General features: G+C 68.6%; 20 protein-coding genes and 1 pseudogene. 12 read left to right on the forward strand and 9 right to left on the reverse strand.

What is annotated here, in order from left to right; translation table 11 throughout:
* Positions 1-46: 46 nt before the first annotated feature.
* Positions 47-3,061 (forward strand): glycoside hydrolase, encoded by a 3,015-nt coding sequence (locus HYU53_03455; protein ID MBI2220245.1) that lies wholly within the window; start codon positions 47-49, stop codon positions 3,059-3,061.
* 128 nt (positions 3,062-3,189) lie between these two features.
* Here the strand turns inward: HYU53_03455 and HYU53_03460 are convergent, their stop codons facing one another.
* The 3 genes from HYU53_03460 to HYU53_03470 all read right to left on the reverse strand — a co-directional run bounded on the left by HYU53_03460 (position 3,190) and on the right by HYU53_03470 (position 4,580).
* Positions 3,190-3,564, reverse strand: coding sequence for a polymer-forming cytoskeletal protein (locus HYU53_03460; protein MBI2220246.1), 375 nt, complete (start codon positions 3,562-3,564; stop codon positions 3,190-3,192).
* 70 nt (positions 3,565-3,634) lie between these two features.
* Positions 3,635-4,144 (reverse strand): hypothetical protein, encoded by a 510-nt coding sequence (locus HYU53_03465; GenBank protein ID MBI2220247.1) that lies wholly within the window; start codon positions 4,142-4,144, stop codon positions 3,635-3,637.
* A gap of 190 nt (positions 4,145-4,334) precedes the next feature.
* Entirely contained in the window at positions 4,335-4,580 is a 246-nt protein-coding gene (locus HYU53_03470) for a type II toxin-antitoxin system HicB family antitoxin (GenBank protein ID MBI2220248.1), read from the reverse strand.
* A gap of 397 nt (positions 4,581-4,977) precedes the next feature.
* On the opposite strand from HYU53_03470, the gene HYU53_03475 reads away from it, so the two are divergent.
* Positions 4,978-5,700, forward strand: coding sequence for a PHP domain-containing protein (locus HYU53_03475; GenBank protein MBI2220249.1), 723 nt, complete (start codon positions 4,978-4,980; stop codon positions 5,698-5,700).
* Here the strand turns inward: HYU53_03475 and HYU53_03480 are convergent.
* Positions 5,663-5,929, reverse strand: a complete 267-nt coding sequence (locus HYU53_03480) for a hypothetical protein (GenBank protein MBI2220250.1) — start codon at positions 5,927-5,929, stop codon at positions 5,663-5,665. The two genes, HYU53_03475 and HYU53_03480, sit on opposite strands and share 38 nt — an antisense overlap.
* A 117-nt stretch (positions 5,930-6,046) precedes the next feature.
* Here HYU53_03480 and HYU53_03485 point away from each other — a divergent pair, with 117 nt between their 5' ends.
* Together HYU53_03485 and HYU53_03490 are read left to right on the forward strand one after the other, a co-directional pair.
* Complete coding sequence (locus tag HYU53_03485) at positions 6,047-6,976, forward strand: nucleotidyltransferase (GenBank protein ID MBI2220251.1); 930 nt, start codon at positions 6,047-6,049, stop codon at positions 6,974-6,976.
* Between the two features lie 157 nt (positions 6,977-7,133).
* Complete coding sequence (locus HYU53_03490) at positions 7,134-7,568, forward strand: hypothetical protein (GenBank protein ID MBI2220252.1); 435 nt, start codon at positions 7,134-7,136, stop codon at positions 7,566-7,568.
* 61 nt (positions 7,569-7,629) lie between these two features.
* On the opposite strand, the pseudogene HYU53_03495 reads toward HYU53_03490, so the two are convergent.
* The 4 genes and pseudogenes from HYU53_03495 to HYU53_03510 form a co-directional block, all read right to left on the reverse strand.
* Positions 7,630-8,196, reverse strand: a pseudogene (locus tag HYU53_03495) (amidase).
* Positions 8,197-10,590: an amidohydrolase family protein gene (locus HYU53_03500; GenBank protein MBI2220253.1), complete on the reverse strand. Its 2,394-nt coding sequence runs from the start codon at positions 10,588-10,590 to the stop codon at positions 8,197-8,199.
* Positions 10,506-11,645 (reverse strand): PD40 domain-containing protein, encoded by a 1,140-nt coding sequence (locus HYU53_03505; protein ID MBI2220254.1) that lies wholly within the window; start codon positions 11,643-11,645, stop codon positions 10,506-10,508. The genes HYU53_03500 and HYU53_03505 overlap by 85 nt, the downstream gene beginning before the upstream one ends.
* A 91-nt stretch (positions 11,646-11,736) precedes the next feature.
* Complete coding sequence (locus tag HYU53_03510; protein MBI2220255.1) at positions 11,737-12,174, reverse strand: SufE family protein; 438 nt, start codon at positions 12,172-12,174, stop codon at positions 11,737-11,739.
* A 101-nt stretch (positions 12,175-12,275) separates the two neighbouring features.
* Here HYU53_03510 and had point away from each other — a divergent pair, with 101 nt between their 5' ends.
* The 8 genes from had to bcrD are packed head-to-tail and all read left to right on the forward strand — an operon-like array spanning position 12,276 to position 20,659.
* Entirely contained in the window at positions 12,276-13,343 is a 1,068-nt protein-coding gene (gene had, locus HYU53_03515; GenBank protein ID MBI2220256.1) for a 6-hydroxycyclohex-1-ene-1-carbonyl-CoA dehydrogenase, read from the forward strand.
* A gap of 5 nt (positions 13,344-13,348) precedes the next feature.
* Positions 13,349-14,455: a 6-oxocyclohex-1-ene-1-carbonyl-CoA hydratase gene (gene oah / locus HYU53_03520; protein MBI2220257.1), complete on the forward strand. Its 1,107-nt coding sequence runs from the start codon at positions 13,349-13,351 to the stop codon at positions 14,453-14,455.
* Position 14,456: 1 nt separating this feature from the next.
* Entirely contained in the window at positions 14,457-15,242 is a 786-nt protein-coding gene (locus HYU53_03525; GenBank protein MBI2220258.1) for an enoyl-CoA hydratase/isomerase family protein, read from the forward strand.
* Positions 15,239-15,922 carry a TetR/AcrR family transcriptional regulator gene (locus tag HYU53_03530; protein MBI2220259.1) on the forward strand — a complete coding sequence of 228 codons (684 nt, stop codon included), beginning with the start codon at positions 15,239-15,241 and terminating at the stop codon, positions 15,920-15,922. Before HYU53_03525 ends, HYU53_03530 begins: the two co-directional genes overlap by 4 nt.
* A 3-nt stretch (positions 15,923-15,925) precedes the next feature.
* Positions 15,926-17,116 carry a benzoyl-CoA reductase subunit C gene (bcrC, locus tag HYU53_03535; protein MBI2220260.1) on the forward strand — a complete coding sequence of 397 codons (1,191 nt, stop codon included), beginning with the start codon at positions 15,926-15,928 and terminating at the stop codon, positions 17,114-17,116.
* On the forward strand, positions 17,113-18,405 hold the full coding sequence (gene bcrB / locus HYU53_03540; GenBank protein MBI2220261.1) for a benzoyl-CoA reductase subunit B: 1,293 nt from the start codon (positions 17,113-17,115) through the stop codon (positions 18,403-18,405). Before bcrC ends, bcrB begins: the two co-directional genes overlap by 4 nt.
* A complete protein-coding gene (locus HYU53_03545) occupies positions 18,402-19,757 on the forward strand; it encodes a benzoyl-CoA reductase subunit A (GenBank protein MBI2220262.1) in 1,356 nt (451 codons plus the stop codon). Before bcrB ends, HYU53_03545 begins: the two co-directional genes overlap by 4 nt.
* Entirely contained in the window at positions 19,742-20,659 is a 918-nt protein-coding gene (bcrD, locus tag HYU53_03550; GenBank protein MBI2220263.1) for a benzoyl-CoA reductase subunit D, read from the forward strand. Before HYU53_03545 ends, bcrD begins: the two co-directional genes overlap by 16 nt.
* On the opposite strand, the gene HYU53_03555 is transcribed toward bcrD, so the two are convergent.
* The gene (locus tag HYU53_03555; protein ID MBI2220264.1) at positions 20,602-21,528 is read right to left on the reverse strand and encodes an SDR family oxidoreductase; all 927 of its coding nucleotides are present in this window, start codon (positions 21,526-21,528) and stop codon (positions 20,602-20,604) included. The two genes, bcrD and HYU53_03555, sit on opposite strands and share 58 nt — an antisense overlap.
* Positions 21,529-21,563 lie beyond the last annotated feature (35 nt).

Here is a 21,563-nt window from a genome sequence, read left to right on the forward strand (position 1 = left end):
GGCGCCGGCGGCAGGCGCTGCCGCAAAGGTCTCCGAATGGCGCGAGATGCGCTGGCGCAACATCGGCCCGCACCGCGGCGGGCGCGGCAAATCCGCCGTGGGCATTCCCGACCAGCCCAACGTTTTCTATGTCGGCTTCCACAACGGCGGCGTCTGGAAGACGACCGACTACGGGCGCACCTGGGTTCCGCTCTTCGACGACCAGCCCAGCGGATCGATCGGCGCGATCGCAATTGCGCCTTCGGATCCCAACGTCATCTATGTCGGCAGCGGCGAAGGGCTGCAGCGTCCCGACCTGGCGACAGGCGACGGCATCTACCGCTCGAACGACGGCGGGAAGACGTGGACGCACTACGGCCTCCGCGACGCGCAGCAGATCCCGCAGATCGCCGTCGATCCGCAGAACCCCGACCGCCTGTACGTTGCCGCGCTCGGCCACCCCTACGGCGCGAACGACGAGCGCGGCGTGTTCCGTTCCACCGATGGCGGCAGAAGCTTCGAGAGGGTTCTCTACAAAGGACCGGACATCGGCGCTGCCGACGTCGCCCTCGATCCGCGCAACCCGTCGATCGTCTACGCCGCGCTGTGGGAAGCACGGCAGGGGCCGTGGGAGAACGCGGCGTTCGCCGGCCCGGGCAGCGGGCTCTTCAAGTCCACCGACGGTGGCACGACGTGGAGCCAGGTCGGCAAGGGGCTGCCGGCCGGAGAGGAAGGGCTCGGGCGAATCGGTCTTGGCATTTGCGACGCGGATCCGAACCGCATCTACGCGATCGTGGCGTCACCGGCGAGCATGGGCGGGCTCTACCACTCGGCCGATGCCGGCGCCAGCTTCGCGCGCGTCAACAGCGATCCGCGCATCTGGAGCCGGGAAGGAGACTTTCACGAGATCAAGCCGGACCCGACCAACTGCAACACGGTCTACGTCGCGAACGTCGCCTCGTGGAAATCCGTTGACGGCGGGAAGACGTTCATGGACTTCCGCGGCGCGCCGGGAGGCGACGACTACCACCGCATCTGGATCAACCCCAGGAACCCGAAGATCATCATCCAGATCGCGGACCAGGGGGCGATCGTCACGGTCAACGGCGGCCAGACGTGGAGCTCGTGGTACAACCAGCCCACCGCGCAGTTCTACCACGTGAACACGGACAACGCGTTCCCCTACCGCGTGTGCGGCGGCCAGCAGGAGAGCGGGTCCGCGTGCGTCTCTTCGCGGGGCGAGGATGGCCAGATCACGTTCCGCGAGTGGCACCCGGTCGGGGTCGAGGAATACGGCTATGCCGTTCCGGACCCGCTCGATCCCGACATCGTCTACGGCGGGAAGATCACCCGCTACGAGCGCCGCACCGGCCAGGTGCAGAACATCTCGCCGAAGCCGATCCGCGACGCACGTTATCGCGTCGTCCGCACCATGCCGGTGGCGTTTTCTCCCGTGGACAACAAGACGCTGTTCTTCGCGTCGAACACCGTCTGGAAGACGCTGAACGGCGGCCGGAGCTGGACCGAAATCAGCCCGGACCTTTCGCGCCCCACGTGGGAGGTGCCGGAGAACGTGGGCAAGTACCGCGGGACGGAGGCCGCGAAGCCCTCGCAGCGCGGCGTGGTCTACGCGCTTGCGCCCTCGCCGCTCCGGATCGGCACGCTCTGGGCGGGCACCGACGACGGGCTGATTCACGTGACGCGCGACGGCGGCGCGACATGGACGGACGTGACGCCGAACGACCTCAAGCCGTGGGCGAAAGTGTCCATCATGGACGCGTCGCACTTCGACGTGAACACGGCGTACGCGGCGATCAACACGTTCCGCCTCGACGATCTGCGCCCGCACATCTACCGCACAAAGGACGGCGGGAAGACCTGGACGCACATCACCAACGGCATCCCGGACGGCGGGATCGTCAACGTGGTGCGGGAGGACCCGAAGCAGCGCGGGCTGCTCTACGCGGGCACCGAGCAGGCGGTATACGTCTCGCTCGACGCTGGCGAGAGCTGGCAGTCGCTTCGCCTGAACATGCCCGCCACCTCCATCCGCGATCTCGTCATCAAAGACGACGACATCGTCGTCGCGACGCACGGGCGGTCTTTCTGGATCCTCGATGACGTGACTCCGCTGCGGCAGGCGGCGTCTGGTGTGGGGCGGACCTTCACGTCCACCGTTCTCTTCACCCCGCAAGACGCCTGGCGGGTCCGCTGGAACAAGAACACCGACACGCCGCTCCCGCCCGACGAGCCCGCGGGCCAGAACCCGCCGGATGGCGCCATCATCAATTACTGGCTGCCGTCCGATGCGAAGTCAACGACGCTCGAGATCCTCGACGCCGCAGGGAAGCTGGTCCGGAGGTACGACTCAGCCGCGTCCGGCGTCGCGTCGGCGTTCAGTCCGTCCGGAGAGGGCGCCGCCACGCTCGATCCTGCCTCGGTCGGCGCCATTCCCCACCCGGAGAACGGCGAAGAGATTGCCGTCGCGAACAGCCAGCACCGCCCCGAGAACGACTACTTCAAATTCGGCCAGGCCGCTCCGCCGCCCGAGGGGCAGAGCGCCTGGAACTTCCCCCGCTACTGGATTCGTCCCGGCCACGAGCTGAAGGCGACGCGGGGGTTTCACCGCTTCGTGTGGGACCTGCACTACGCGCCGCCGAAGGTGTTCGGCTTCTCGTTCCCGATCGCCGCGACCTATCTCGACACCCCGCCGCAGCCGCAGGGCCCGTGGGCGCCGCCCGGGAGCTACACGGTGAGGCTCACGGTTGATGGCGTGACGACGACGCGATCGCTGATCGTGAAGATGGACCCGCGCGTGAAGACGCCGGCGGCGGGACTGCAGCAGCAGTTCACGCTGTCCATGCAGCTGTACGACGCAATCGGCAGGACGTACGACGAGATCGTGAAGCGCGATCCCCAGGCCGCCACGCGCCTGACGCAGCTCCGCCAACTGCACCAGCAGATGCTGTCCCTCTACGACACGATCCAGGACGTCGATGTGGCGCCCACCGAGCAGGTGGTCGCTGCTGCATCGCAGCAGCTAGGCCGGTTGTCGCGGCTTCGGTCACGACCCCCTGCCTGAGTCCGATCGCCCGCCGGTCGCAGAGGTCGCATTGGCGCGCCGTGACGCATCGCGTCCTGCGGCTGCAGTCTAGCCCGCGGACCTGAAGGTCCGCGCCACAGGTGAAGGCCCGCGTGGCCTCTTACCTTTTACCTCTTGACTTCCAACTCCCGCTCTTCCCTCCTGTGCTCCGCGACCGTGAACGCCGCGTCGGTGCGCGCCGGATCCACCTTGCCGTTGAACACCGCGCCGTCCTCGAGCGCGAAGCGCGGCGCGGCGATTTCCGCCCGCACGCTCGCGCCGCGGCGCAGCCGCACGACCTCTTTCGCCACCAGGCGTCCGACCGAGCGTCCGTTGACGACGATGCTGCGCGCGAGCACGGCGCCGTCGACGTTCGCCCCTTCCTCGAGCGTGACCTCGTACTCTCCCGCGAACACGTCGCCTTTGATCGTCCCCGCGATCGCGAGCGGCTCGTCCGAACGCACGGAGCCTGAGATAGCGATCCCTTTTCCAATGTTGGTCATGCGCGCAGTGTAGGACGACAACGCCCTCACTGCAGCTCAGCAGAACAGTTTTTCCAGGATTTCGATGGGATCAGCGGCGGGCGGCCGCGATCGCGAACGGCCCGGCGAGCTTCAGCGCGGCGCGCCATTCCTCGCGTCGTCCGTCCCAGCGCACGGCCTGGATGCCAAAGACCACTCTGTCTGCGTCGCCAAGATCGAGCCGAGCGAACGTCGCGCGATACTCACCCGAGGAGTGCTTCGGGATCCGCTCGTCCACGAGAGCCATGCCGACGTCGATGACGCCGCCGAGCCAGTCCAGCGTCGCGGCGGTGACGACGATCTGCGTCGCGTGGTCGTTGTCGTCGTTCCGCAGAGTGAAGACGACAACGATGCCGGCGGGCGTCTCCTCGGCGCGCGCCGTCTGGATGACGAGAGGGCAACCGCTGTCGGTCACCAGGGAAATCTTCGAGACGCTGGTTGCCGGTGCGGCGTACACGGTCGCGATGGAGAAGAGAAAAGCTGCAGCCGCGCACGCGAACACGCGCCGCAGCGTGTTCCGTCTGGTGGAGGAGGAGTCCCGGTCGTGCGCGGCTGACAGCATGGCGCACACAGAGGACGCAAACGCCGCGCCCAACCGCCGGGGTCGACCGACGCGCCCATAACGCGTTGCTTGTCTGTCACTTGGACGCGGCAAGGCACAGGCATCCAGCTCCTGGACGGCTGAAACCGCTAACAATTGTGCCGGTTCAGAACAGTTGAAGAACCGTTTTTGTGTGATACCCGAATCGCCTTCAGCGACGAGATCCTCGCGAGAGGCTGAACTCGAAAGAGACGATCACGCGCGGAGAGCGGGTGAGGCCGAACTTCGAGGCGTCGTCCATGCCAAGCCGGCGCTCCAGAGCGAGCCGCAGTCCCGCCACGACTTCGTCGATCGTCCGCCCCTGCGCGACGACCGGCATTTCCAGGCATTCGGCGACATACCAGCCAATGTCGCGCGAGATCACGGCGTGCGCGGTATCGCGGACGGGGCGCGGCATTTCGCCGGCGACGATGTGCTTGCGCGGGCGCGGGTCGGGAGCGGACGGGGGCGCGACGGACCTGTATGGCGGCAGCACCTCGTAAGTTCCGCGCGCGAGCCTGCGGAAGTACGGCCACCGATGCGAGTGGTTGGCGGGCGCGTTTACGCACAGCCGGCTCGTGACGTGAGTGCGAATGGTGCTTGGCCGCAGGTACGGCAGCGCGCGGACCACTTCGGCCGGCCGGAACTCCCACGATCCGCGCTCGGCGCAAATGGTTGCAACCGCAGAGAGTATGGTCTGGTGGACCGTCACGAAGCTATATTACACTTGTATATATAATTAAACACGGGTAAATACATCGCCTCGGAACGCCTATTGCTCAAAACGTGTTCTAGGAGGTAGATCAGCGTTCGCCGTGCTCAAAGTGGACCTTCACCTACACACAAACGACGACCCGATCGATGACGTCCGGCACTCCGCTGGGGAGCTGGTCGATCGCGCCGCGGCCGATCGCTTCTCGGCGCTGGCGATCACGCTTCACGATCGGCAGTTGCGCGACCCCTCGCTGGCCGACTACGCCCGCGAGCGCGGCGTGATCATTCTTCCGGGCGTCGAGCGCACGATCGGGGGACGGCACGTGCTCCTTATCAACTTTCCACAGCATGCGGAGGACGTGCAGACGTTCGACGATGTCCGGCGGCTGAAGGCGGCGGGAAACGGCCTCGTGATCGCGCCGCACCCGTTCTTCCCGGAGGCGTCGTGCCTGCAGGGCCTGATGGACGAGCATGCCGACTTGTTCGACGCGGTGGAGTGGACCTACTTCTGGCGTCCTGGCGTCAACTTCAACGCCAGGGCGGAACGGTGGGCTCGCGAACGCGGGAAGCCGCTCGTGGGCAACTCGGACCTTCACGACCTGCGGCAGCTCGGACGGACGCACTCACTGGTCGCCGCGGAGCCATGCGCCGACGCCATCTGCGAGGCGATTCGCGAGGGGCGCGTCTCGCTTCGGACGCAGCCCGTCCCTGCGCTCGAACTGGCCAGCGTGCTCGGCGGCATGCTGTGGCGCGGCCGGAACGGGCGCGCGAAAAACGCCGATCGGCTCAGCGAACCAGCTTCAGGTCTCCAGCCATCAGCTTGACGCGCAGGTTGTGCGGGCCCTTGCCGTCGTACTCGAACGAGCGGAACAGCCCGCCCTTGTTGATCCTGAACGGGCTCGACGTGATTTGGCCGGCGCGGACCGATGCTTCGACGCGCCGGTAGCCGTCCGCCTCGCCGACCTCGATCCTGACGTCCCCCGCCCACATGTCGACATCCTTGCTGCCCTCGACGCGGCGCACGTCCAGATCTCCCGCGCTCAGGCGGATCACCAGGTCGGTCCGCTCCGGAGCGCCGTTCCCCGGTCGTGTTATCGGCCCCGTCCTTGCTTCTCGTGTGGCCCTCGACCGAAGCCAGCTCGGACGGCGGCGGCCCGGGAGCCGAGTTGAATGGTGCGACCCAAGCGCCTGCGAGTAGGGGCCACGCTCGAACGGCTGTCCGATGAGGAACGAACCTCCCTCACGCACGGGCATTTCTGGATTCCCGGCGAGCAGCGCGAAGTGTATCGCCTGGCGCTCGAAACACTGAACGCCGCCGGCGTGCCCTACGTGGTCGCCGGGGCGTACGCGATCTACGAGCACACAGGCATCTACCGGCAGACGAAGGATCTCGACTTGTTCTTCGAGCCGAAGCACGTGCTGAGGGCGGCATATGCGCTGCGCGACGCCGGCTTCGGCCTGCAGCTCGAGCAGGCGCACTGGCTCGGGAAGGCGTTCAAAGAGGGGTTCCTCGTGGACCTCATCTTCGGCATGGGCAACGGCGTGTCGTTCATCGACAGCGGGTGGCACGAGCAGGCGCACGAGGGCACGCTCGCGGGCGCGCGGGTGAAGATCGCGCCGGTCGAAGAGCTCATCTGGCATCGGCTCTTCATTCACGAGCGCCACCGGCAGGACATGTCGGACATCCTTCACCTGATACTCACGCAAGGGGACACGCTCGATTGGGATCGGCTCGTCAAGCGCGCGGGGCCGCACTGGCCGTTGCTTCTCGCGCAGCTCCAGCTGTTTCACTACGCCTACCCCGGCTTCCGCAGCCGCGTGCCGCGTGCGGTGCTCGAGACGCTCCTCGATCGCGCGCGCAACGAAATCGGCCTGGACGACCACGACGAAGCGCTCACCAACGGCCCGCTGATCTCGCGTTTCAGCTTCGCGATCGACGTCCAGGAATGGGGCTTCCACGACACGCGTGCCGACCGGATCCGCCGCGCGATGAACAGCGATCCGGTACGGCAGATCGCGAGCGACCCGGTGTGGCAGACGTCGCGCCTGCCCGGCGACGACGACGCAGCGCCGGAACGCGCGATCGAACTACACTCCTGACACCGACATCTGCGGCGGATCCGTACGATCGGGGTCCGACCTTTACTCGCGTCTCACTCCCTCAGCACCACCAGCGGATCCGCGGATGTCGTGGGCAAGGCGATCCATGATTGGCTTAGACGAAAACCGGGGTGCCAGCGTTTAGAGCGGAGGGCCTATGTTGCTCAGCAGGCGTGACGTATTGACGAACGGCGTGATCGGGGGCGCGCTGGTGGGAGGTGCTGACGGTGCCGCAGCGGTCGACGCGGCGCCTATCGACGACGCGCAGGTGTTGCAGACGCTGAAGCAGCTGATCGGCGAGATCCAGCAGACGCGGCGCGTCGGTGTCCCTGGAGAGATCAACTACGTCGGCCAGCTGCGCGAGACGATGCTGGACTTCGTGAAGTCGACCAGCAAGTGGCCGGACATGATTGACGTCGGGCCGGCGGTCTTCTTCACCGTCTACGACTGGCACGTGCGGTTTGGCCAGCAGCCCGTCGTCGTGCGGATGCCGGACAGTCGTTACGGCATCACCTTCATGTTCACGACGCTGGTCCTGCGGCCGGAGCAGTCCAGGAACTACGTCGGCCTGGGGTACGATAAAGAGAAGTGATCGATCCGGTCGTTCTCGGGATCTTCCTCGCGCGGCCCGGCTCTACTTCCGGTTCGAGTCGTCCACCGATCGACGCAGTGCCGGCGGGTGCGGAGCTCGAGCCGGTGAAGTGATCGCCGTTGACGAGATCGGTCGGCCACGCGGGGCTCCCGGTCGGCGCGACAATCGCGTCCAGCCGGTGCTTCTCGAGCGTGTCGTCGATCCCCTCGCGCGAGAGCTTGACCGACTTCTCCAGCGCCTTCCTGTAGTCCTCGTCTGACAGCGGCCCCCTCGACTCCGCCATCACGAACAGTTCCTGCCCGAAGAACGGCATCTCGCGGTCCTTGTGCTTCTCGTTGAACGCGATCGCCTCCTTCAGCGAAGTGACAGGGACGCCGCTGCGCGTCGCGAGGTACTGGTTCACATCCGCCTTGAACTCGTAGAGCAGGACCTGGAGCTCCGGCTCGTCGATCTCGCCCGCCCCGCCGATGTCCGCCGGATCCACGATCTCGGCGCCGGCTTTCCTCATGTCGGCGAGGGCCTGTTCAAACAGTCGATCCGTGGCGGCGCTGTAGCCGGTGACTTTCGCGCGCGCGACGCCGATGCGCGCCCCTTTCAGCGCGCCCGCGTCGGAGAATAAGGGGGACAGTCACACTTTCCCAAGCCGCTGCTCGGAAAGTGTGACTGTCCCCCTTATCAGCGTCGGGCGCGGCGCCGCCACCGTCGGCCGCGCGGGAGCGCCGGGGCGCGGCGTCGGCTCCAGATCCCACCAGTACTGGCGCGGCAGCTTCTTTCGTGCAGGCCAGACCTGGTCGAGCGTCTCCGCTTCGTACAGCTCGCCGTTCTTCATGACATAACGGATCGCCGTCGTGTTGCGGATGTTCTCGAGCGGGTTGCGGTCGAGAACGAGGAGATCGGCCAGCTTGCCTGCCTCGAGCGATCCGAGTTCCTTGCCCAAGCCGATCGCTTCGGCGCCGTTGATTGTGGCCACCTTCAGGACGTCGTGGGCAGGCAGACCGCCCGTCGCGATCGCCCACATCTCCCAGTGGCACTGGATGCCCTGCCGCTGCCCGTGGCCGCCGAGGCCGACGCGCCCGCCCGCCTTCACGACATCGGCGAGCACCTTCGCGGCCATCGGGAACGCGTACTCCTGCGGGTGGAACCACGGCCGGCGCAGCACGGTGCGGTCCAGGTCCGAGTGCGGCGTGAACCGCCGCATCTTGGCGTCGGTGTGCAGGTCGGTGCTCTGGAAGAAGTAGTTCTCCGCCCACGGGCCGCCGTACTGCACGAGCAGCGTCGGCGTGTAGGTGATCCCCGACTGCGCGGCGAGCTGCACGACGTCCTTGTACAAGGGCATGATGGGCAGCGTGTGCTCGAGGCCGGCGTAGCCATCGATCATCTGCGTGAGATTCAGTTTCAGATCGAGCCCCCCTTCAAGGGTCGGCATGATCTGCTGTTCGCGCGCGGCGATGACGAGCCACTGCCGCTGCTGGCGGTTTCCCGCCATGTACTGCTTGATCGTCTTCGTGTCCCAGTACTTGCTGTACCGCGACATGACCTCGCGCGCCTCTTCGAGGCTCTGCACGTTGTCGGCGGCAAATACGCCCGGGCCGGTGCCATACACGCGCGGTCCGAGCATCCGGCCCGTCTCCACCAGATCGCGGTAGCTCAGGATGTCGGTCGTGGCCGTCTGCGGATCGCGCGTCGTCGTGATGCCGTAGGCGAGGTTGGCGAGGTACTCCCAGACCTGTGTCTTGTGGATGTCCCACGCCGGCCAGATGTGCGCGTGGACGTCCACCAGCCCCGGCATGATGGTGCGCCCGGACACGTCGATGACTCGGGCGCCGGACGGGATCTTCACCGACCCGCTCGGGCCAGCCGCTTCGATCCGGTTGTCCCTGATGACAATGTCGCCGCGCTCGATGATGCCGTCATTCTTCAGCTCACCGCGGCTCATCGTGATGAGCCGCGCGCCGCGAAGCGCGATCACACCCGAGGGCTTCGGGCGCGGCGCTTCGACGATCACTTCCGTTTCGATCGCCTCGTACGCCGGCCTTTTGGGTGCGGGGTCCTTCTTGTCTGTCTCTTCCTTCTCGCCGGCGGCCTGCGGTGATTCCTTGCCGGACTCCGCGGCTTTCTCGCCCGCCTCTTCCTTCCTGGCCTCTTCGTCTTTCCGCTTCCGTTCCGCGGCGTCCGCCCTCGCCACGTCGTAGCGGAAGAACGTGCGCCCCATCGCCCACGTGATCGCCTTGCCTCCCTCGGCCCAGTCGATAAACTCGCCGCCCACGGTGGTCAGGCGCCTGACGGGCACGATGGCGCCGTCCGGGCTTGCGACGCTGACGCTCGGAGGCGTTTCGCCGCCGACCATCGGCACGGTGATCAGGTACACCTTCGTCTCGGCCTGGACGATCGCGTGCTCGCCATCGGGTCCGATGATCACGTCATCGGCGTTGCCCGGTTCGGCGGCCAGCGGATTCTTGTAACCAGTCACCTTCACGTGCGTGCGCCTGTCGGTGCCATCCCAGCGGAACGACACGAGGCCGCGGCTGCCCTGCCAGGCATAGATGCGGTTCGGGTCCGCGCTGAAGTGGGGGCGGCCCGCGTTGCGATACGGCGAGATCAGCGTCGCGTTGCCGCCGCTGGCGGGCAGCCACACCAGCTCGAGCGCCTGCCCGCCGCGCCCCATCGGCGAAAAATCCTCCTGGCGTTCCATCCTCGGCCCGCGGACGACGGCGATGCGCTGGCCGTCGGGAGCGTAGGCGGGATCGGAATAGAAGGACGCGACGCGCGTGAGGCGCTCGGGTTCGCCGCCCGCGATCGCGACCCGATACACGTGCCCGCCCTCCTCATCGGACCACGTGACGTACGCGAGGTGCTTACCGTCGGGCGACCAGGTGGGATGATGCTCGGCCGCGGCAAGCGTGCTGACGCGCCGAGGCGTGCCCTTCGGGTAGTCCATCACGTACACGTGCTCGAGGGCGGTGAACGCGAGGCGCCTGCCGTCAGGCGAGAGCCGCGCGTACCGGATCTGCTGCGCGCGCACCGGCCCTTCAGCCAGCGCGTACTCGAAGGCGAAGCGACGTCCGCCTTGAACGGAATCGGCGTGATGGCGCCAGACGGCACGGCGACGCGCACGATCTTTCCATCCATCGACGTGATGAGCGCCGTGGAATCCGGGGTGAACGAGGAGCCCGGCATGAGGTCGCGCGTGCTCGCCGATTCCTGGTCGTCGCGCGTCACCGGGTACGCCAGCCAGCTGTCGTCGCCGTTTTCCAGGTTCCGAAGGCGCAGGCCGGTCTGCGCGTCCCAACGCGTGGCGTAGACGAGCCACTTGCCGTCGGGCGACACGATCGGGCGCATGCCGGCGCCCAGCTCGTCGCTCTGGCGGTAGTTCTCACCGGTCTGCCGGTCGTAGATCCCGAGCTGCCAGCGGAAATTCATCTGGTTGTAGACGCTGCCCGCCGCGGTGCGCTCGGTGAACCACACGTACCGGGGGTTCTTGCCGAACGAGGGGCCGAGCGCGAAGAGATTCTTGCTGTCGTTCGAGTTGCCCGTCAGCTTCACGCCGCTGCCGCCGTCCACGTGGTACAGCCAGAGGTGCATGGTTGGCGGCGTTCCGGGCGTGGACTTCGAGACGACGATGTACTTGCCGTCCGGCGTGTACTCGGGGGAGCGGAAGACGTTGGACTTGCCCTTGGTCAGCGCTTTGGGATTCGAGCCGTTCGCATCGGCTGTCCAGAGGTTCTCGTCGCCATCGCGGTCGGAGATGAAGACGATCTTCGAACCGTCGGGCGAATAGCGCGGCTGGGTGTCGAATGCCATGCCGTCGGCAATCCGCTTCGCCTGGCCGCCGTCGATCGGGAGCGTGTACAGGTCGCCGAGCAGCTCGAAGAGGATCGTCTTGCCGTCCGGCGACACGTCGAGCGATATCCACGAGCCCTCTTCCGTGACGAACGAGACGTCGCGCGCGCCCTCGAGCGGCAGCGGCTTGTTCGCCGCGGCGGCCTTCGCGGGTTCGTCTTTCTTCTCCTGCAGCGATGCGCGCACCGGCACGACAAGCGATGCGGCGAGCAGGCTCCAAAGCAGTCGTGATTTCATGCGGACGGCTCCCCCTTGAACTGGAGGCGACATTCTAACGGACAACCTGGGAAGTGATGTGGGGCGGACCTTTCAGGTCCGCCCGGCAGAGTCAGAGACTTCCCGCGCGCCTCGCGAGCGCGCGCACGGCCTGCACCATCGACATCAGGCCCATGCCTTTGCCCATCGAGATGTTCTGCCGGAAAATCTGCTCGACGATGTCGGGGTCGATCTGCGCGATGTCGGCGGCGGGGAGCCCCGAGAGCGTGGACTCGAGAATCGCGGCGAGCGCCTTGGCCGACACGCCGGAAGGGTTCTCCACGGCGAAGGCGAGCCGCAGCGTGCCGCCGGGCTGCGGCACCGCCCAGACGTACGCCTCCGACTCGCAGTGCGGCACGAGGTGGTCGTTCGGGAACGGCCGCGAGGCGATGGCGGGCGGCACCTCGCGGAACGTGTCCGCATAGGACAGCAGCAGGTTCGCGCGGTCCGCCATGTCGGGGAACAGGGCGAACGTGTCGAGCACCGCCTGGAGCCCGGCCGGGTACGCCATCGGGGTCAGGATACCGCAGCCAGGCGCGGGAATCCGGTTGACAAACGAACGTTCGTTCACCTAAAGTCAACCGCAGGGGACGGTCTCCGAAGGAGACGGCGATGGCCGTTGAGGCCCGCGGTTACTTTCTCGACGCGCCCGGCGCCGCACTGGCCGCGCGCGCCCTGCCGATCGACGCGCCCGCTCCGGGCGAGGCGGTCGTCGAGGTCCTGGCCTGCGGCCTCTGTCACACCGACCTGGCGTTCGCCAGCGGATCGGTTCCCACGAAACATCCGCTTCCGCTCGTGCTCGGCCACGAGACCGTCGGCACCGTCGTCGCGGCGGGAGAGGGCGCGGCGTCGCTGACCCGCCGGACGGTCATCGTGCCCGCGGTGCTTCCGTGCGGGCAGTGCGCGTACTGCCGCGCCGGACGCGGCAACGCCTGCCCGGATCAGCAGATGCCGGGCAACGACGTGCACGGCGGATTTGCCAGCCACATGCTGGTGCCCGCCGCGCCGCTCGTGCCGGTGGACGAATACCTGTCGGCCGGCGTTGATCCGCGCGAGCTGTCGGTGGTCGCCGACGCGGTCTCGACCGCGTATCAGGCCGTGCGCCGCGCCGGACTCGAGCAGGGAGACGCGGCGTTGGTCGTCGGCGGAGGCGGCGTGGGGGGCTTCGTCGTGCAGATCGCCCGCGCGCTTGGCGCCCGGGTCGTCGTTGGCGATGTCGCGCCGGACCGGCTGTCGCTGCTCGCCACGCACGGCGCCGAACGCCTGGTCGATCTGCGCGCTCGCAACCCGCAGGACGTGCGCAAGGAGTTCGGCCAGGCCGCCCGCGACTGGCGGGTGCCGCCGCTAGGCGTCCGCATCTTCGAGTGCAGCGGCACGACCCAGGGGCAGGCGCTCGCGTTTTCGCTGCTCGGCCGCGGCGCCACCCTCGTGCAGGTGGGCTACACCCCCGAGCCGGTTTCCGTCCGGCTGTCGAATCTCATGGCGTTCGACGCCACCGTGCACGGCACGTGGGGCTGCCCCCCCGAGGCATACCCGGAGGTGCTGCGCCTGATCGCCGACGGGCGCGTCGCGATCCGACCTTTCCTCGAGCACGCGCCGATGTCGTCGATCAACGAACTGCTGCGGGCGATGGCCGGCCACGCCCTGCGCGCGCGGATGGTGCTCGATCCGCGCACCTGAACATCATGACTGACCTCTTCAACCACGAGCTCGTCCCCGACTTCACGTTCCGGCAGATCCGCTACGAGGAACGCCCGGTGCTCGATCGCCGCGGCGGCGCGGCGGAGGGGCTGCACCAGGTGTGGATCTCGCTCGACAACGAGAAGCAGCTCAACTCGTACACGACCGGCGCGGTGAAGGAAGTGATCCTGGCGTTCCGGCGGGCGAGCGCCGATCGGCGCGCGGTCGCGGTGGTGTTCACCGCCGCCGGCTCGCGCGCGTTCTGCACGGGCGGCAACACCGCGGAGTACGCGACGTACTACGCGGGCCGGCCGCACGAATACCTCCAGTACATGCGCCTGTTCAACGACATGATCACGGCGATCCTGCTCTGCGACAAGCCGGTGATCTGCCGCGTGAACGGGATGCGGATCGGCGGCGGGCAGGAGATCGGGATGGCGTGCGACTTCTCGATTGCCGGCGACCACGCGCGGTTTGGCCAGGCGGGACCGATCCACGGCTCGGCGCCCGACGGCGGGTCCACCGATTTCCTGCACCTCTATGTCGGCTATGCGAGGGCCGCGGAATCCCTCGTGCTGTGCGAGCCGTGGTCGGCGCACGCCGCGCTGCGCCTGGGGCTCATCAACGATGTCGTGGCCGTGCACCGCGACGAGTCGGGACGCTTCCTCCCGAATCCTCTCGTCGTCACGGACCGGTATGTGGACGAGACCGGCCGCATCGTCTTTGGCGACTGGAAGACGGGTGCCGCGCTCGAAGAGGCGAAGGCCGCCGCCGGCCGGTGCGCGATCGACCTCACGCCGCTCGATACGGCGGTGGATCGACTCGTGACCCGCCTCCTCCACACGTTCCCGGACTGCACGCGCAAGACGCTCGAGAGTCTCCGCAAGAAGAAGCTGGAGCACTGGTACGCGAACAGCGAAACGAACCGCTCGTGGCTCGCGCTCAACATGAACACGGAAGCCGCGGCGGGCTTCCCCGCGTTCCACCACGGCGCACGCGGCGATCGCGAGATTGATTTCGTCCGCCTGCGGCAGCTCTACGCCGAAGGTGCGCGCTTCGACGAGGGGACGATCCGGGCGGTGCTGCCGGCCTCGGCGAAGACGGGGGCGTGAGATGGGTGCGTACACGACGATCACCGCCGACCTGATCGAGCACGAGACCGTCCTGCGGCTCGTTCTGAACCAGCCGAAGGCGAACGTGCTGACCAGCGGGATGCTGGGTGAGCTGGGCGCCGCCCTGCGCGCGCATCGCGGCCGCACGCATCTCCGGCTCGTGGTCCTGCGCGGCGCGGGCGGCAACTTCTCGTTCGGCGCGTCGATCGAGGAGCACCGGCGCGATCGCGTCCGCGACATGCTGCAGGGCTTCCACCTTTTCGTGCGCGAGCTGGCCGCGTATCCGGTGCCGATCGCGGCGCTCGTCGAGGGGCGATGCCTGGGGGGCGCGTTCGAGGTCGCGCTGTGCTGCCACTTCGTGTTCGCGACGCCGGGCGCGCGTTTCGCGTGCCCGGAGATCAAGCTGGGCGTGTTTGCGCCGGTGCTCGCCGCCGCGGGCGCCCACCGGCTGCCGGGTGCGCTCGCCGAGCGGATGCTGCTGACGGGCGACGAAATTGACGCGGCCGCCGCGGAGCGCGCGGGACTCGTCGCGGCGATCGTCGACGCGGCGGACCCGGAGCAGGCGCTGCTGGAGTGGTACCGCGCGCGGCTCGCGCCGCTTTCGGCGTTCGCGCTGCGGCAGGCGACCGCCGCCTTCCGTGACAACTCGGCGCTCGTGCGCGCGCTCCACCGCGATCTGCCGGCGGTGGAACGGCGGTATCTCGATGAGATCGCCGCGAGCCGCGACGGCAACGAGGGGATCGAGGCGTTCATCGCCCGCCGCGCCCCCGTGTGGGAGGACGCGTGAAGCCGCGCAACCAGGACATTCTCACCGCGGCGGCGCGACTGCTCGCCGCGCACGGCTACCACGGCCTGTCGATGCGCGACCTTGCGCGCGAGACCGGGACCAGCCTCGCGAACCTGTACAACTACTTCGCCTCGAAGGAAGACATCGCGTTCGCGCTGCAGACCCGCGCGTTCGAGACGCTCATCGCGTCGGCCGAGCAGGCGACGAAGGATGTCGAGGGACCGGACGAGCGTTTCTACGCGTTCGTCTACAGCCACGTCCGGTTCATGACGGCCAACCGTGACGTGGCGCGCGTCCTGGTGGAGGAGGCCGGCGAGCTGCCGCCGAAGCGGCGGCGCGCCGTCCGGGCCTTGAAGGAGCGCTACTTCGAGATCGCGCGCGCGATCGTGGTTGATTTGTACAGGGCCGGCTGCGGGAAGCCGGGCGCGCTGCCCGCCGGTGCCCCGACCGGCGCGGAGGCGGCGCGGAGCACCTACAACATCTTCGGGATGCTGAACTGGGTCTACGGGTGGTACGACGAAGCGCGCCACGGGACCGTCGAGGACGTGGCGCGGTCGATCTACGGCCTCGCGCTCTGCGGCATGGTGGCGCGCTGTCCCTCGTCCGCCATGCTCAGCGGCGTGGAACGTCACGTCGCGCAGTTCCGCGTCCCTTCTCCGATCGTGAGCGTGGAGGCGTAAGGGATGCCGGAGACCCACGTCGATCCCTGCGGCGCCGTTCTCGAGCGGGCGCGCGCGCTCGTCGAGGATCGCTCTCTCGCGCACGTGCGCGCGTGGAAGACGGCGAATCCGGGGGCGCTGGCGATCGGGTATCTGCCGATCTACGTCCCGCGGCCGCTCTTCGAAGCCCTCGGCTGCCTGCCGGTCGCGCTCTTCGGCGGCGGCGACGAGCTGGAGATCGTCCGCGGCGACTCGTACTTCCAGTCGTACATCTGCCACATCCCGCGCAGCACGCTGGAGCTGGGGCTGAGCGGGCACCTCGACCCGCTCGACGGCATGGTGTTCCCGTCGATCTGCGACGTCATCCGCAATCTCGGCGGCATGTGGCGCATGCTGTTCCCGGACCGGTACGTCGCGTATCTCGACATCCCGCAGAACTTCGATATGGCGACGGGCGGCCGGTTTTTCGCGCACGCGATGCGCGAGATCGCGGAGGCGCTCGGTGCGCGCGGCGCGAAGAGGCTGGACGCCGCCGCGCTGCGGCGCGCGATCGGCGGCGAGAACGCGCGGCGCGCCTCGCTCGAGCGGCTGGACGCGATCCGCCGGGCCGAGCCGTGGCGGCTGCGCGCGTCCGAGGCGTACCTGATCGCGCGCGCCGGCGCCGGGCTGCCCGCGGCAACCCACCGCGCGCTCGTCGACGAAGCGGTGGAGGCGGCGTCCCGCCGGCCCGCCCGCCTGATCGACAACGCGCGCGTCGTCCTCCGCGGATCGTTCTGCGAGCAGCCGCCGCTCGATCTGATTCGCTCGCTCGAAAAAGCCGGGTGCGACATCGTGGACGACGACTTCCAGCTCGGACTGCGGACGATCGACGGGGAGATCGCGGTCGGCGAGGATGAGGACCCGCTGGACGCGCTGGCGCGAACGTACCTCCAGCGCGGCGTGGCCACCGCGTCGCGCTATATCGCGAACGACGTGAAGGGGGCGGCGCTCGTGTCGCGCGTGCGCGAGTGCGGCGCCGACGGCGTCGTGTTCGCCGCCGCGTCGTTCTGCGACCCCGCGCTCCTGGACCAGCCGATGCTCGAGGCCGCGCTCGACCGCGCGTCGATCCCGCACACGAGCTTCAAGTTTGCCGAGAACAACGCGCAGTTCCAGACCATCCGGGAGCAGGCGGGCGCCTTCTCCGATTCCGTGAAGCTGTGGGGAGCCGAGAGATGAGCACACCTGCCGCGGCCGCCGCCGGGGCCAAGGACGAAAGCCAGATCCGCCAGAAGCGCATGATCGGCGAGCACTTCGAGCGGCTCGCGCGCGCCCGCCACGATGGCAGGAAGGTCGTGTACACGTTCGTGCCCGGCAACCTCACCGAGCTGATCGCCTCGTTCGGCATGCTCTCGGTGCTGCCGGAAATCAACGCGCTGCAGTCCGGCATGCGCGGCCGATCGGCCGCGTACATCGCCGAGGCGGAGAAGTCCGGGCACTCCGAGGATGTCTGCACGTACGTGAAATGCGACATCGGCATGCTGCGCAGCGGCAACATCGGCCCCACCGGCACGAAGCTGCCCGAGCCGGATCTGTTGCTGCTGTCCTACACGGGCTGCTTCACGTTCATGAAGTGGTTCGAGCTGCTGCGCGAGCAGTACCGCTGCCCGGTCGCGATGCTGCACGTGCCGTATCAGCCGGACGGTGTCATCACGCCGTCGATGCGCGCCTACGTGGTCGATCAGTTGAAGAACGAGGTCATTCCGGCGATGGAACGCGTGTCCGGCCGGCGCCTCGATCTCGACGAGCTGACCGCGCAGCTCGCGCGATCGGCGGCGGCTGAAGACGACCTGGTCGCGGTGTGGGAGTCGGCGCGCCATCGCCCCTCGCCGATCGATGGGTACTTTGGCGGGGTGTACTACGTCGGCCCGATCTTCTCGGCGTTCCGCGGGTCGGAAGAAGCGGTGGCGTACTACCGCGAGCTGCGCCGCGAGGTGGACGCGCGCATGGCCGCCGGGAAAGGGCCCGCCACCCCCGACGGGACGCTCGCCGAGGAACGGTATCGCCTCGTCGTCGAAGGGCCGCCGAACTGGACCAGCTTCAACGATTTCTGGCGGATGTTCACCAGGGAAGGCGCGGTGGCGGTCGCGAGCACCTACACGCGCGTCGGAGGGCTGTACGACACCGGGTTCCGCCACGACGCGTCGCATCCCTTCGAAACGCTCGCGGATTACTGCCTCGGGTGCTACACCAACCTCGGGCTGCCCGCGCGCGTGGCGCTCCTCGAGCGCTACATCCGCGAGTACCACGCGGACGGGTTCATCATCAACAGCGTCAAGTCGTGCAACTCGTTCAGCGCAGGCCAACTGCTCATGCTGCGCGAGCTGGAGCGGCGGACCGGCCGTCCGGGCGGCTTCATCGAGTCGGACCTGGTGGACCCGCGCTACTTCGGCAAGGCGAACATCGAGAACCGCATCCAGAGCTACCTGCAGATGGTGGACGCGCGCCGGCACGGGGGGTACGCATGAAGTGCGGCGTGGGCATCGACCTCGGCTCGACGACCACGAAGGCCGTGCTGCTCGACGAGCACGGCGAGATCGTCGGGCAGGGCATCACGAACAGCCGGAGCAACTACGAGGTCGCCTGCGCGGTCGCGCGCGAGGAGGCGCTGACCGCCGCGCGGCTCAGCCTGCTCGCACGGGCGCTGGAGCAGCTTCCCGGCGAGCAACGGACGCGCACGGCGGCGCTCGCCGCCGCGCTCCCGGAAGCGTTCCGCTTCGAGCTGTATCTCGATCAGCTCGCAGACCTCGAAGGGGAGCTGCGCGCGTGCGTCGGGCAGGTGAAGCCCGACTCGCTGCGCCACGCGCTCGAACCGGCGCTCGACGAGGTGATCGAGCGCATGTCACGCACGGCCGCGTCCCTCTTCGACGGCAGCGTCGCTCGCAGGAGCGACTTCTTTCGCGATCTGGCGGGTGCCGCGTTCATGGCCGCCGCCGAAGCGGTCTGCGCGGGCGGCGCCGTGCCGTTCGAGCGGCTGGCGGGGCTGTTCGATCGCGCCGTGCTCGACGTCGAAACGACGATGACGCGGAAGCCGTTCGACCACGTCCTGCGCCGGGCGATCGCGCGCGTCACCTCCCAAGACGCCGTCGCCGCGCCCGATGCGGCTGGCGTCGTGGACCTGGTGCTCGCGGCCGCGGCGGGAACGGCGATCGACGAAGTGGCATTCGTCGGCACCGGCTATGGCCGGCAGACGCTGCCGTTCCCGAAGGAGTGCGTGCGCAGCGAGATTCTGTGCCACGGCCGCGGCGCGCACGCGGCGTTTCCGGGAACCCGCACGGTGCTGGACATCGGCGGTCAGGACACGAAGGCCATCCAGGTCGACGAGTCGGGCGTGGTCACGTCGTTCCAGATGAACGACCGCTGCGCCGCCGGGTGCGGGCGCTATCTCGGATACATCGCCGACGAACTGGGCCTCGGCCTTCACGAGCTGGGCCCGCTTGCCATGCGCGCGCACCGGGTCATTCGGGTGAACTCGACGTGCACCGTCTTCGCCGGCGCCGAGCTGCGCGAGCGGCTGGCGCTCGGGCAGCGTCGCGAAGACATCCTTGCGGGCCTGCACCGCGCGATGATGCTGCGCGCCATGTCGCTGCTCGCGCGCTCGGGCGGCGTCCACGACCAGTTCACCTTCACGGGCGGGGTCTGCAAGAACGAGATGGCCACGAAGGTCCTGCACGACCTCGTCGCCGAACACTACAGCCCCGGGACGAGGGTCAACATCCATCCAGACTCGATCTACATGGGCGCGCGCGGCGCGGCGCTGTTCGCGCTGGATGACTACCGCGCAGGCCGCGGCGGAGCACCGGCATGGCGCGAATACTGACAACGGCGGGCGTCGACGTCGGCTCCAGCTCGATCAAGGTCGCGATTGTGCGGAGCCGCGCGGGGGAGGACGGCGACGTGCTGGCCAGGGTGTGGCAGCGCATCCGCCGCCGCAACGTGCACGACGTCACGCGCGCGAGCGTCGAGGACTGCTGCTCGGCCGCCGGCGTGCCGCTCGAGTCGCTCGACTACGTCGCATCAACGGGCGACGGCGACGCGGTCCCGTTCCGCACCGGCCACTTCTACAGCATGACGACGCACGCCCGCGGCGGGCTCTTCCTCGATCCGGAGGCGCGCGCGGTCCTGGATGTGGGCGCGCTGCACTCACGCGCGATCCGGATGGACCAGCGCGGCAAGGTCGTCGCGCACCGCATGACCAGCCAGTGCGCGTCCGGCACCGGGCAGTTCCTCGAGAACATCGCGCGGTACCTCGGCGTGCCGCTCGAAGAAATCGGGTCGCTGTCGCAGGCCGCCGCGCGCGCCGAACCGGTGTCGAGCATCTGCGCGGTGCTCGCCGAAACCGACGTCATCAACATGGTGAGCCGCGGCATCTCCACACCCGAGATCCTGCGGGGCATCCACGAGAGCATCGCGGGCAGGCTGGTGCGCCTGACGAGATCGGCCGGCGCGCAGGGCGTGGTGTTCGTCACCGGCGGCCTCTCGCAGGACATCGGGCTCCTCCAGCAGATCGAGGAGCAGATCGCGCGCTCGACCGTGCGAGGCGAGGCGCCGCAGGTCATCCGATCGACGCCGGACGCGGTGTTCGCGGGCGCGCTCGGCGCCGCGCTGCTTGCCGCGCGCCGCCACGCCCAGCTGGCCAGCATGGGCCGTTTTCCCGCGGCGGATCAGAGCCGCGGGTCGCCGGGAAACACGTCTGACGTGACGTCGAGGGGCGTGAACTGAGGCGCGAGCGCGCCGAGCTGGTCCGCAAGCGAGGACACATCCCAGCCCCCGGCGCGATACAGCGTCGCGACGGGCCGCGGGAACGAAAACAGCGTGATCTCCGCTCCCCGCACCGCGAACACCTGCCCGGTGATCGCGGCGGCGGCATCGGAGACGAGGTGCACGGCAAGCGGCGCGATGAGCGACGCGTCAAGGGACCGCAGCCGCTCCAGCCGCCGGCGGGCGGCGTCGCTGTCGCCCGCAGCCGGCGCCGCGCCCGAAAGCGTTTCGGTCATCCGCGTCGAGGCGAACGGCGCGATGGCGTTGGCGCGGACGTTGAAGCGGCGCATGTCGAGCGCGATCGATCGCGTCAGCGCGACGATGCCGAGCTTGGCGGCGGCATAGTTCGCCTGGCCGTAGCTGCCAATGAGGCCCGACGTGGAGGTCATGTTGAGGACGGCGCCGGCCCCCTGCGCGCGGAAGATCTCCGCCGCGGCGCGCGACACGTTGAACGTGCCTTTGAGGTGCACGGCAACGACGCCATCCCAGTCCTCTTCGCTCATCTTGTGGAAGATGGCGTCGCGGACGATGCCCGCGTTGTTGACGACGAAGTCGAGCCGGCCCAGCTCCCGCACGGCGCGCGCGACCATCGCGCGCGCGTCGGCGTGCGACACGACCGACCCGTTGTCGGCGAGCGCCGTTCCGCCTCTCGCGGCGATCTCCGCGGCGACTGCGCCGGCCGGGCGCTCGGCGCCCGGCGCGCCGTCCACCGCCACACCCGCGTCGTTGACGATGAGCGCGGCGCCTTCGCGCGCCATGGCGAGCGCCAGCTCGCGGCCGATGCCGCGCCCCGCGCCCGTGACGATGCCGACCTTGCCCGCAAGTCTCATGAGGCCCCTCTCAGCAGGGACCGGGAGCACGCCAT

It is taken from the genome of Acidobacteriota bacterium, assembly GCA_016184105.1.
In the GTDB taxonomy this organism is placed as follows: Bacteria; Acidobacteriota; Vicinamibacteria; order Vicinamibacterales; family 2-12-FULL-66-21; genus JACPDI01.

What these genes read in the sequence shown, in the direction of transcription:
- HYU53_03545 (MBI2220262.1), top strand. Translation starts at nt 18,402, where the DNA reads ATGAAGTGCGGCGTGGGCATCGACCTCGGCTCGACGACCACGAAGGCC.
- HYU53_03525 (MBI2220258.1), top strand. Translation starts at nt 14,457, where the DNA reads ATGGGTGCGTACACGACGATCACCGCCGACCTGATCGAGCACGAGACC.
- bcrC (MBI2220260.1), top strand. Translation starts at nt 15,926, where the DNA reads ATGCCGGAGACCCACGTCGATCCCTGCGGCGCCGTTCTCGAGCGGGCG.
- HYU53_03465 (MBI2220247.1), bottom strand. Translation starts at nt 4,144, where the DNA reads ATGCTGTCAGCCGCGCACGACCGGGACTCCTCCTCCACCAGACGGAAC.
- HYU53_03460 (MBI2220246.1), bottom strand. Translation starts at nt 3,564, where the DNA reads ATGACCAACATTGGAAAAGGGATCGCTATCTCAGGCTCCGTGCGTTCG.
- had (MBI2220256.1), top strand. Translation starts at nt 12,276, where the DNA reads ATGGCCGTTGAGGCCCGCGGTTACTTTCTCGACGCGCCCGGCGCCGCA.
- HYU53_03555 (MBI2220264.1), bottom strand. Translation starts at nt 21,528, where the DNA reads ATGAGACTTGCGGGCAAGGTCGGCATCGTCACGGGCGCGGGGCGCGGC.
- bcrD (MBI2220263.1), top strand. Translation starts at nt 19,742, where the DNA reads ATGGCGCGAATACTGACAACGGCGGGCGTCGACGTCGGCTCCAGCTCG.
- HYU53_03505 (MBI2220254.1), bottom strand. Translation starts at nt 11,645, where the DNA reads ATGAAATCACGACTGCTTTGGAGCCTGCTCGCCGCATCGCTTGTCGTG.
- oah (MBI2220257.1), top strand. Translation starts at nt 13,349, where the DNA reads ATGACTGACCTCTTCAACCACGAGCTCGTCCCCGACTTCACGTTCCGG.
- HYU53_03470 (MBI2220248.1), bottom strand. Translation starts at nt 4,580, where the DNA reads ATGCCGCGCCCCGTCCGCGATACCGCGCACGCCGTGATCTCGCGCGAC.
- HYU53_03490 (MBI2220252.1), top strand. Translation starts at nt 7,134, where the DNA reads ATGTTGCTCAGCAGGCGTGACGTATTGACGAACGGCGTGATCGGGGGC.
- HYU53_03455 (MBI2220245.1), top strand. Translation starts at nt 47, where the DNA reads ATGCGCTGGCGCAACATCGGCCCGCACCGCGGCGGGCGCGGCAAATCC.
- HYU53_03510 (MBI2220255.1), bottom strand. Translation starts at nt 12,174, where the DNA reads ATGGCGTACCCGGCCGGGCTCCAGGCGGTGCTCGACACGTTCGCCCTG.
- HYU53_03485 (MBI2220251.1), top strand. Translation starts at nt 6,047, where the DNA reads ATGGTGCGACCCAAGCGCCTGCGAGTAGGGGCCACGCTCGAACGGCTG.
- bcrB (MBI2220261.1), top strand. Translation starts at nt 17,113, where the DNA reads ATGAGCACACCTGCCGCGGCCGCCGCCGGGGCCAAGGACGAAAGCCAG.